Origin of the sequence: Pseudoxanthomonas sp. Root630 (assembly GCF_001427585.1) — a bacterium.
Lineage (GTDB): Bacteria > Pseudomonadota > Gammaproteobacteria > Xanthomonadales > Xanthomonadaceae > Pseudoxanthomonas_A.
Genome location: NZ_LMGY01000002.1, coordinates 135169 through 145564, shown reverse-complemented (window position 1 = coordinate 145564; position 10396 = coordinate 135169). Strand labels below are relative to the sequence as shown.

General features: G+C 65.9%; 7 protein-coding genes and 1 pseudogene. 4 read left to right on the top strand and 4 right to left on the bottom strand.

The genetic code is table 11. The features are described 5' to 3' along the window. The 4 genes and pseudogenes from ASD72_RS03600 to ASD72_RS03585 form a co-directional block, all read left to right on the top strand. Positions 1–556 (top strand): annotated as a pseudogene (locus tag ASD72_RS03600) (xylose isomerase); the annotation flags it as partial. Between the two features lie 33 nt (positions 557–589). Next, positions 590–2023, top strand: coding sequence for a sugar porter family MFS transporter (locus tag ASD72_RS03595; protein ID WP_056878609.1), 1434 nt, complete (start codon positions 590–592; stop codon positions 2021–2023). 5 nt (positions 2024–2028) lie between these two features. Further along, positions 2029–4584: an exo 1,3/1,4-beta-D-glucan glucohydrolase gene (locus tag ASD72_RS03590; RefSeq protein WP_056878625.1), complete on the top strand. Its 2556-nt coding sequence runs from the start codon at positions 2029–2031 to the stop codon at positions 4582–4584. Positions 4585–4657: 73 nt separating this feature from the next. Beyond that, positions 4658–6220 (top strand): sodium/sugar symporter, encoded by a 1563-nt coding sequence (locus ASD72_RS03585; protein ID WP_056878608.1) that lies wholly within the window; start codon positions 4658–4660, stop codon positions 6218–6220. Positions 6221–6236: 16 nt separating this feature from the next. On the opposite strand, the gene ASD72_RS03580 is transcribed toward ASD72_RS03585, so the two are convergent. The 4 genes from ASD72_RS03580 to ASD72_RS03565 all read right to left on the bottom strand — a co-directional run bounded on the left by ASD72_RS03580 (position 6237) and on the right by ASD72_RS03565 (position 9643). Next, positions 6237–7661, bottom strand: coding sequence for a nicotinate phosphoribosyltransferase (locus ASD72_RS03580; RefSeq protein WP_056878607.1), 1425 nt, complete (start codon positions 7659–7661; stop codon positions 6237–6239). A 72-nt stretch (positions 7662–7733) separates the two neighbouring features. Continuing rightward, positions 7734–8456 carry a hypothetical protein gene (locus tag ASD72_RS03575; protein WP_155944448.1) on the bottom strand — a complete coding sequence of 241 codons (723 nt, stop codon included), beginning with the start codon at positions 8454–8456 and terminating at the stop codon, positions 7734–7736. A gap of 162 nt (positions 8457–8618) precedes the next feature. After that, on the bottom strand, positions 8619–9218 hold the full coding sequence (locus ASD72_RS03570) for a TetR/AcrR family transcriptional regulator (protein ID WP_056878605.1): 600 nt from the start codon (positions 9216–9218) through the stop codon (positions 8619–8621). Further along, positions 9218–9643, bottom strand: a complete 426-nt coding sequence (locus ASD72_RS03565) for a hypothetical protein (protein WP_235577925.1) — start codon at positions 9641–9643, stop codon at positions 9218–9220. Before ASD72_RS03565 ends, ASD72_RS03570 begins: the two co-directional genes overlap by 1 nt. Positions 9644–10396: the final 753 nt, after the last annotated feature.

Sequence of the window (10396 nt, the reverse complement as noted above, 5' to 3'; positions counted from 1 at the left end):
CCTGAAGGAGCATGGGCTGGAGAAGGACTTCAAGCTCAACATCGAGGCCAACCACGCCACGCTCTCGGGCCATACCTTCGAGCACGACCTGCAGGTGGCGTCCGACCACGGGCTGCTGGGCAGCATCGATGCCAACCGCGGCAACGCGCAGAACGGCTGGGACACCGACCAGTTCCCCACCGATCTGTACGACACCGTCGGCGCGATGCTGGTGGTGCTGCGCCAGGGCGGGCTGGAAGGCGGGTTGAACTTCGATGCCAAGGTGCGTCGCGAATCGACCGACCTGGAAGACCTGTTCATCGCCCACATCGGCGGCATGGATGCGTTCGCGCGCGGGCTGGAAGTAGCGCACGCGCTGCTGACCGAGTCGCCGTGGGAGCAATGGCGCAAGGAGCGCTACGCCAGCTTCGACAGCGGCAAGGGCAAGGATTTCGAGACCGGTGCGTTGGGCCTGGCCGATCTGGCGGCGCTGGCCGCCGCGCAGGGCGAGCCCAGGCAGACCAGCGGCAAGCAGGAGCGTTACGAAAACCTGCTCAACCAGTATCTGCTGCGCTGAGCGCGGCGATCACCATTCCTGGGAGGGAACAGCATGTCCAGCGTGCCAGCAACACCATCTGCCGGTGGCCACAACACCGGTCTGATCATCTTGATCAGCTGCGTCGCCACCATCGGCGGACTGCTTTTCGGTTACGACAGCGGTGCGGTAAACGGCACCCAGCCCGGCCTCAAGAGCGCATTCGCCCTGGACGACGCCGGCTTGGGCTTCACCGTCGGCTCGTTGTTGATCGGCTGCTTCGTCGGCGCCTTCTTCGCCGGCACCCTGGCCGATCGCATGGGGCGTCGCAACGTGATGCGGCTGGCGGCCATCCTGTTCCTGGTCGGCGCGCTGATCCAGGGGTTTGCGCATAGCCAGGGCATCTTCGTGATGGCGCGCATCCTGGGCGGCATGGCCGTCGGGGCCGCCTCGGTGCTCTCGCCCGCCTACATCTCCGAAGTCGTGCCGGCCAGCATCCGCGGCCGCATGACCACGGCGCAGCAGATCATGATCATCACCGGCCTGACACTGGCCTTCCTGGTCAACTACTACCTCGCTGCGGCAGCAGGCAGCTCCACGGAGGCGTTCTGGGGCGGGATCGAGGCGTGGCGCTGGATGTACCTGATGCAGGCGGTCCCGGCCGCGGTGTTCCTGGTCACCCTGTTCTTCATTCCGGAAAGCCCCCGCTACCTGGTGTCCAAGGGGCGCCTCGCGGACGCCAACGCGGTGCTCACCCGCCTGTTGGGGCCTACCGAGGCGTCCACGAAGATGGCCGAGATCCAAGCCAGCTTTTCCGTCGACCATCGGCCGCGCCTGAGCGATGTCCTCACCCCGAAAGGTGGCCGCGGCTTCCTCGGCATCCGCGCCATCGTCTGGGCCGGCCTGTTGCTGGCGGTGTTCCAGCAACTGGTCGGCATCAACGTGATCTTCTACTACGGAGCGACGCTCTGGCAGCTGGCCGGCTTCACCGAGAGCGACGCGCTGCTGATCAATATCGGCTCGGGCGCGGTGTCGATCGCGGCCTGTTTCGTCACCATCGCGCTGATCGACAAGATCGGCCGCAAGCCCCTGCTGCTGATCGGTTCCGCAGGCATGGCCGTCACCCTGTTCGTGATGGTCTATGCCTTCAGCCAAGGCACGCTGGACGCGGCAGGCACGCTGGTGCTGTCCCAGCAGATGGGCGTGGTCGCGGTGGTGGCCGCCAATCTCTACGTGATCTTCTTCAATGTGTCCTGGGGCCCGGTGATGTGGGTGATGCTGGGCGAGATGTTCCCCAACCAGATCCGCGGCTCGGCGCTGGCCGTGTGCGGGTTTGCCCAATGGTTCGCCAACTACCTCATCGCGCAGAGTTTCCCGCTGATGGCATCGGGCCTGGGCCTGGCCGCCAGCTACACTTTCTACGGGGTCTGCGCCGTGATCAGCTTCTTCCTGGTCCGGCGGTTCATCCACGAGACCAAAGGCAAGGAACTGGAGCAGATGGAAGGATGAAGACGATGACGAACAGGAATCCCCTGCGCATGCGCCACGGCGCGCTGTTGGCCGCGCTGGTGCTGGCGCTGGTCGCCTGCAAGGGCGACGACAAGGCGGCCGCGCCCGCGACCGCCGCCGATGCCAATCCGTGGCCGCAGGTCGCCTGGCCGCTGGCCGAGGACACCGCACTCGAGAAGCGCATCACCGACGTGATGGCCACGATGACGGTGGAAGAAAAAGTCGGCCAGTTGGTGCAGGGCGACATCGCCAGCATCACGCCGGACGACGTGCGCAAGTACCGGCTCGGCTCGATCCTCGCCGGCGGCAACTCCGATCCCGGCGGGCGCTACGACGCGTCGCCGGCCGAGTGGCTGGCGCTGGCCGATGCCTTCTACGAAGCCTCGATGGACACGTCGCAGGGTGGCAAGGCGATCCCGGTGATCTTCGGCATCGATGCCGTGCACGGGCAGAGCAACATCGTCGGCGCCACGCTGTTCCCGCACAACATCGGCCTGGGTGCGACGCGCAATCCGGATCTGCTGCGCCGGATCGGCGAGGTCACCGCGCTGGAGACGCGCACCACCGGCATGGAGTGGGCGTTCGCCCCGACCGTGGCGGTGCCGCAGGACGACCGCTGGGGCCGTTCGTACGAAGGCTATTCGGAATCGCCCGAGATCGTGGCCAGCTATGCGGGTGCGATGGTCGAGGGCCTGCAGGGCAAGGTCGGCACGCCGGGCTTCCTCGACGGCCGCCACGTGATCGCCTCGGTGAAGCACTTCCTCGGCGACGGCGGCACCACGAACGGCAAGGACCAGGGCGATACGAAGATCAGCGAAGCCGACCTGGTGCGCATCCATGGCGCCGGCTATCCGCCGGCGATCGCGGCCGGCGCGCAGACGGTGATGGCGTCGTTCAACAGCGTCAACGGCGAGAAGATGCACGGCCACAAGCCGTACCTGACCGACGCGCTGAAGGGCCGCATGCACTTCGGCGGATTCGTGGTCGGCGACTGGAACGGCCACGGCCAGGTGAAGGGCTGCACCAACACCGATTGCCCGGCCACGATCAACGCCGGCCTCGACATGGCGATGGCGTCGGACAGCTGGAAGGGCTTCTACGAGACCACGCTGGCGGCGGTGAAGGCCGGCACGATCAGCCAGGCGCGGTTGGATGACGCGGTGCGTCGCATCCTGCGGGTGAAGTTCCGCCTGGGCCTGTTCGAGGCGGGCAAGCCCTCGACGCGCGCGGTGGGTGGGCAGTTCGCACTGCTCGGTTCGGCGGAGCACCGCGACGTCGCACGCCAGGCCGTGCGCGAATCGCTGGTGCTGCTGAAGAACGCCGGTGGCGTGCTGCCGCTGGCGCCGAAGCAGCGCATCCTGGTCGCCGGTGACGGCGCGAACGATGTCGGCAAGCAGGCCGGCGGCTGGACGCTCAACTGGCAGGGCACGGGCACCACGCGCAAGGATTTCCCGAACGCGGACTCGATCTACGAAGGCATCGCGCAGCAGGCGAAGGCGGCGGGCGGTGAAGCCATCCTCGCCATCGACGGCAAGTACACGCAGAAGCCCGACGTCGCGGTGGTCGTGTTCGGCGAGAACCCGTACGCGGAGTTCCAGGGTGACCTGCAGACGCTGCTCTACAAGCCGGGCGATGACGCCGACCTGGCGTTGATCAAGCGGCTGAAGGCCGAGGGCATTCCGGTGGTCGCGGTGTTCCTGAGCGGGCGCCCGCTGTGGATGAACCGCGAGATCAACGCGGCCGATGCGTTCGTGGCCGCCTGGCTGCCGGGTTCGGAAGGCGCGGGCATCGCCGACGTGCTGCTGCGCAAGGCCGATGGCGGTGTGCAGCACGACTTCAAGGGCAAGCTGAGCTTCAGCTGGCCGCGCACGGCCACGCAGTACGCCAACAACGTGGGGCAGGAAGGCTACGACCCGCTGTTCGCGTTCGGCTTCGGCCTGACCTACGCCGACAAGGGCGACCTGGCTGTATTGCCGGAAGACTCCGGCGTGAGCGGCGACGAAGGCGCGACCGGCGTGTTCTTCGCGCGCGGCGATGCCGGTTCCGGCATGGCGTTGCGGCTCGAAACCGCGGATGGGCAGGGCGTGACGGTCACCAAGGTGCCGGAGGCGCTCGACGGCGAGCGGTTGAAGGTCACCGGCGTGGACCATCTGGCGCAGGAAGACGCGCGCCGTCTGGCCTGGTCGGGCAAGGGCGAAGCGGTCGCGGCGTTGCAGTCGCACACGGCGCTCGACCTGCAGCGCGAAAGCAACGGCGACGTGATGCTGCTGACCACGCTGCGCGTGGATGCCGCGCCCAGCGGCGACGCCTGGTTGTCGGTCGGCTGCGGCACCGGATGCACCGCGCGCGTGGCGCTCGCACCGACGCTGGTGAAACTGCCCGCCGGCCAGTGGACGCGTGTCGGCGTGCCCCTGAAGTGCCTGGCCAAGGCGGGTGCGGATGTCGCCAAGCTGGATCGTCCGTGGTCCGTCGGCACCGCCGGGACGATGACGATTTCTGTATCGCGCGTGGCGCTGGGTGCGCTGGACCAAGCGGAACAGACCGTGGATTGCGCACGCTGACCGCAATGGGTGATCCGGGCGCGCGGGCGTCCGGATCGCCTGCAATGGCAAACGAACGGGGAAGGGGAGCGGGATGACACTGTCGGGACTGGATATCGCCATCGTGCTGGCCTACCTGGCCGGCATCTTCGTGCTCGCGCAATGGGTCTCGCGCGAGAAGGCCGGGCACACCAAGGATGCGAAGGACTACTTCCTCGCCAGCAAGTCGCTGCCGTGGTGGGCCATCGGCGCGTCGCTGATCGCGGCCAACATCTCCGCCGAGCAGATCATCGGCATGTCCGGCTCGGGCTACGCCATCGGCCTGGCCATCGCGTCGTACGAATGGATGGCGGCGGCCACGCTGCTGATCGTCGGCAAGTGGTTCCTGCCGGTGTTCCTACGCAACGGCATCTACACGATGCCGCAATTCCTCGAACAACGGTACGGCACGCGCATCCGCACCCTGATGGCCGTGTTCTGGCTGGGGCTGTACGTGTTCGTCAACGTCACCTCGATCCTGTGGCTGGGCGCCATCGCGGTGTCGCAGGTCACCGGCATGGACCAGATGCTGGCGGTGGTGCTGATCGGCGTGTTCGCGCTGCTGTACCAGCTCTATGGCGGGTTGAAGGCGGTCGCGTTGACCGACATCGTGCAGGTATCGCTGCTGGTGCTGGGCGGCCTGCTGGTCGCGGGCCTCACGCTCAACGAACTGGGCGAGGGCGCCGGTGTCGTCGCCGGCTTCCACAAGCTCTGGGCCGCGCAGCCGGGCCACTTCGAGATGATCCTCGACAAGGACAACCCGTTCTACAAGGACCTGCCGGGCCTCTGCGTGCTGATCGGCGGCATGTGGATCATGAACATCAGCTACTGGGGCTTCAACCAGTACATCATCCAGCGCGCGCTCGCCGCGAAGGACATCGGCGAGGCGCAGAAGGGCGTGCTGTTCGCCGCCTTCCTCAAACTGCTGATGCCGGTGATCGTCGTGCTGCCCGGCATCGCCGCAGTGATGCTGGCGCCGGGCCTGGACAAGCCCGACCAGGCCTATCCGACGATGATGCGCCTGCTGCCTACCGGCATCCTCGGCCTGGTGTTCGCCGCGCTGGTGGCGGCGATCGTCGCGTCGCTGGCCTCGAAGATCAATTCGGTGGCGACGATCTTCACCCTGGATTTCTACGCCAAGGGCAAACGCCAGCACAGCGAGGCCACGCTGGTGCGCGTGGGCCGCATCGCCGCGGTCGTGACCGTCGTGCTCGGCATCCTCGCGGCCAAACCGCTCCTCGGCAGCTTCGACCAGGCGTTCCAGTACATCCAGGAATACACCGGCTTCTTCACCCCGGGCATCGTGGTGATCTTCGTCCTGGGCCTGTTCTGGAAGCGCGCCAACGAGGCCGGCGCGCTGGCGGCGGCGATCGGTTCGTTCGCGCTGTCCATCGTGCTGAAGCTGGCGTGGCCGGCGCTGCCCTTCATCGACCGCGTCGGCCTGGTGTTCCTGCTGGCGCTGGCACTGGCCGTCGTCGTGTCGCTGGCGACGCCGCATGCGCCGGAAAAGGACATCATCCAGACGCGCGATGTCGACTACCGCACGGGCGGCGCGTTCAACGTCGGCGCGGTCGCGGTGCTGGCGATCCTCACCGCGCTGTACGCCGTGTTCTGGTGAAGAGGGTACGCGACGCCTACAGCCGCGCCGCCTCCGCGCGCGCGCGGATCTCTGCGAAGGTCCAGTCGCGCACCAGGCGTCCGTCTTCCCACACGGTGACCATCGCGTCGTCGTAGCCCGCGGGCTTTTCCACGTCATCGAGCGATGCGGCCGTCGCCGGCACCGGCACCGTGCGGAAGCCGCCGTACTCGCGATGCCGCAACAGCGTCATGCGGCCGCGCTTGCTCTGCTTGCCCTTGTCGGTGACCGGGTCCTTGTACACGTCGATCCATTCGCCGGCCACGCGCGCGGCGGAGCACTTCAACGCGAACTTCTGGGTGTCGCGGTCCAGCCGCTGCAGCAGCGCGCCGCCCATGCCGAAGGCGAGGTTGTCGGTGGCGTAGCCGGCGCTGGTGATGCGTTCGAGGATGGCGCGGATGCTGGTGGGGTTGATGCCATCGCCCTGGATCACCCGCACGTGGTTCAACACCTTGTAACCCTTGCCGTTGACGGTATGGCCGAAAGCGTCGTCCAGCAGGTCCAGGCACTGGTGGACGACGGCGACCGGATCGCCCGAGTCGGGACGGATGACGACGGTGGCGCCGGAATCGATGACCTCCTGCTTCAGCGTCGTGCCCCAATGCTCGCGGATGGCATGGAAGATGTCGTAGCTGTCCGACACCACCGCGACGATCGAGCCGGGTTTGGCGAACTGCCGCAGCATGTTGCGATACGCCTCGACCTCGTTGTTGCGCCCCCAGCTGGTGATGGTGCTGTGCTCGGCGGCGGGGATCGAATAGCCCGCCATCGGCTCGTGGTAATGCGCCTTCGCCAGCATCAGGCCCGACACGGTGTCGGTGCCCAGGAAGTTGACCAGGTGCGCGGCGCCGCCGATGGCGGCGGACTCCAGGCTGGATACGCCGCGGGCGCCGAAGTCGTGCAGCTTGAAGGGCAACTGGCCCGCGGGATCGTCGCTGGTGCGCTCCAGGAACTGGCGGATCGTCTGCTTGGCATGCCAGCTGATCGTCGCCACGGTGATGGGATACCAGATACGCAGCAGCATCGTCTCGAGATAGGACGGCACCCAGAACGCGTGAGGGTCCGTCGACTCGATCGTCATCAGCGCTTCGTGCGTCGGCACCACGCTGCCTTCCGGCACCGCGCGAATGCGGATCGGCAGGTAACCGCCGTGGCGATCGACGATGTCGCGCCAGCCAGCTTCGTTGAAGGGCTCGCCATGCGCGGCGAAGACATCGCGCGCCTCGTCCACGTCGGCATGCGTCACCGGCTTGGCCAGGTACTCCTTCAGGATGGCCTGCAGGCCGAAGAACACGGTGCGGTCGTGGATGCCGCCGCGCGACTCCACGTAGAAGAACGTGGCGTCGGTGTCCGGTGGATATTGCAGCCAGTGGCTGGCTTTGTAGCTGTCGGTGTTGAGGAGGAGGTTGTTGAGGCCCTGCATGTCCGTGTTCCACGACGTGGGGCTGCCAGTGTCGCAGCCGCCGCTGCGTGTTTCATCCTCTCCGCAGCATGCTCACGGCTGGCCACCGGTCGAACCGGCTTCCTGTGCCTCGTCGCGCTGATCGGCCACGGCACGCAAGCGCTGCACGCGGATGCGGGTACCGCCGGCATACGTCACGTGGAAATAAGTGCCGTCGTGACGGTGCGATTCGACCGGGATCGGGTCGACGTACTCGGGCAATTCCAGACGCTTGCCTGCATACGCGGCCAGGGTCCCGGTCGGCACGAGTACCAGGGGTGGGCTCTCGTACTTGAACGAACCGTAGTGGGTGCTGCAGCCGAAGCAGGGTGGCGAGAAGAAGCCCGGAAGTTTTTTCAGCCAGAGGAAGTACTTGTTCTCGTGCTGGATCCGTACCTGGTCCTCTTTGCCGCCATGCGCCGTCGAGCCCAGTGGGCTCCAGACGCGCACGACGCGCGCCAGGCTGCAATCGGGGGAGGCGCATTCCTGAAGTACCAGATAGGCATCATCACCGAGGTGGATCGGCTGCACCTTCAGGATGTCGCCGGCGACCAGAGGCTGCGCTGCGAAGACGACGTACGGCATCCGCGGGTCGACTTTGAAGTCGCCTGACACCTCGTAGCCGCCGCGCACCGTGGTATGCGGCTTTGCGGTGACGACCACGCCAGGCAGTTCGGTCTGCGCCATCGCAGGAACGGCAGGCAGAGCCAGGCAGAGCGCAACCAGGCGGAGGGATGCCGATCGGCGGATGGAACGAAGGGCATTCCAGTACGGCATGGCGCGATCCTTGGCCTGGCGGTGATGGAGATAGTCTAGTACGTACGCGCAGGATCACGAGCAAGTGAGCGGGAACGCAGACGAGCACCTGTATTCCAGAGGTCGCAAGGCCGACACGCAGTTTGTAGCCGGGAAGCCGACGTCGCGAGGGCGCCCGGGGCGTCAGTCGGCCCTCAGGCGGTCCGTCGTCAGCCTCGCGATCTGCCAGAACAGCAGCGCGTTGCCGGTAGCTCGTGCCGAGAGCATCGCGCCGTGGATCGATGCCATGAACATCGCCGCTTCTTCAGAGGGCGTTTCGGTCAGGTGCATCACGCCCTTCGTCGCGCCCTCTGTCATGGTCTGTGCGAGCCAGGTCTGCAGGTCATTGAAGTGACCGGTGACCTCTTCGGCGACCTCTGCCGGGATGCTCGGCAGTTCGGCGGCGAGAAGTGCGCAGATGCAGATGGGAGGATTCGACTCCTGGATGCAGTCGGCCCAATAGCGGCTGTAGGCGACCAGTCGCGCGTAGGGATCGGGAATCGATTGCTGGAGCGACTGCAGGCCTTGCCGCATCGCGTGCCGGTGTTGCGCGACGGTTGCCTTGACCAGGTCCACCTTGGCCGGGAAATGGTGATGGATGCTGGCCTTCCTGACATCGACCAGTTCGGCGATGTCGGCATAGCTGAAGCCGTTGTACCCACCCGCAGCCAGCAGCTCGTTGGTCCGCTGGATGATCTCCTGGGCCTTCGGTGAATACGGGGGCTGGGCTTCTGCGGACGACATCAACGGGCTACCTGGTCTCGAAGGGCGCGCTGCTTGTACAGCGCTCGTACCTGCAGTGGGATGCCGACGATCAGCGCCAGGAACAGAGCGCCCTGGACACCCAGCAGCAGCGGGTCCTTCAAGTCTGTCACCAGCGGATCGCCGACGGGAAGCCTGCGCAGGCTCTCACTCACCGTGGGCACCATCAGCAGGAACACGGTGATGCTCAGCGAAATCGTCTGGAGGTACGTCCACAGTCGCTTGGCTGGGCGCCACAGCGCGATGCCGTACCCGACCAAGAGGAACGCCAGGGTGATTGTCGCGACGATGGAGCTCACCGGCTGATGCGCGATGGGATAGACCGTGAGCACGCCCACCAGCATGAACCAGAAGTAGGCGCGCCCGGCGTTGGTCTCGGGAACGATCCGTCCGTGCTTGAGCAGCATGTAGACCGCAAGCGGGATGGCAGGGAGGCTTCCCAGTGTGTGGAGCCAGCCGATCGGTGAAATGCCCATAGCGGTCCTCTGTGATGTGGTGCGGGGAATCTACCTACCAATAGGTAGGCTAGTCAACCCGCAAAATGAACCCGGCTGTGGATGGTTCAGAGCGGGTGATCTTCGGGCGGCGGGCTTGGCGATGCTGGGCAGCCCGATTTGGATGTACTCCGCGATGATCTTGCGGGAGATCCCCCGTGCTTCCTCGAGGGTCAGGTGCCCAGCAGACCCCAGGGTGCGACGCTTCCCGTGCTCCCAGGTGACGACCCAGGCTTTATGCCCGCTGGGCTGCACCCGTAGCAGGAGACCGCGCATCTGCGTGTCCCTGAGCTCGTACGCGCGATCCTTGGACTGGGCAGTCGCGACGAGCCGCTTGGTGAGGGTGATAACTGACATCCGGGCTGCTTCCGTGGTTGGCGTAAGCCAACGATAGGAAGGGCCGGAGGTTCATGATTGGATGCGGATTGTCCGCGAGGAATTCGCTGACCCGCTAAGGCACTTTCAAAATCAACCTTCTTAGAGCTGACTCAACGGTGAGACGCAGAGGAAATATGGTCGCTGGTCCCGGAGTCCTATCTACGGATAGATCAGGGGACTTTTTTCTCTCGCCATTTCGCGTAGGCAGATGCATTTCTCTTCTCCTTGAGATTGTCACAGACATTGCTCCAGAAATGATCGAACTTAGGGCTGAATTTCCTTGTGTCG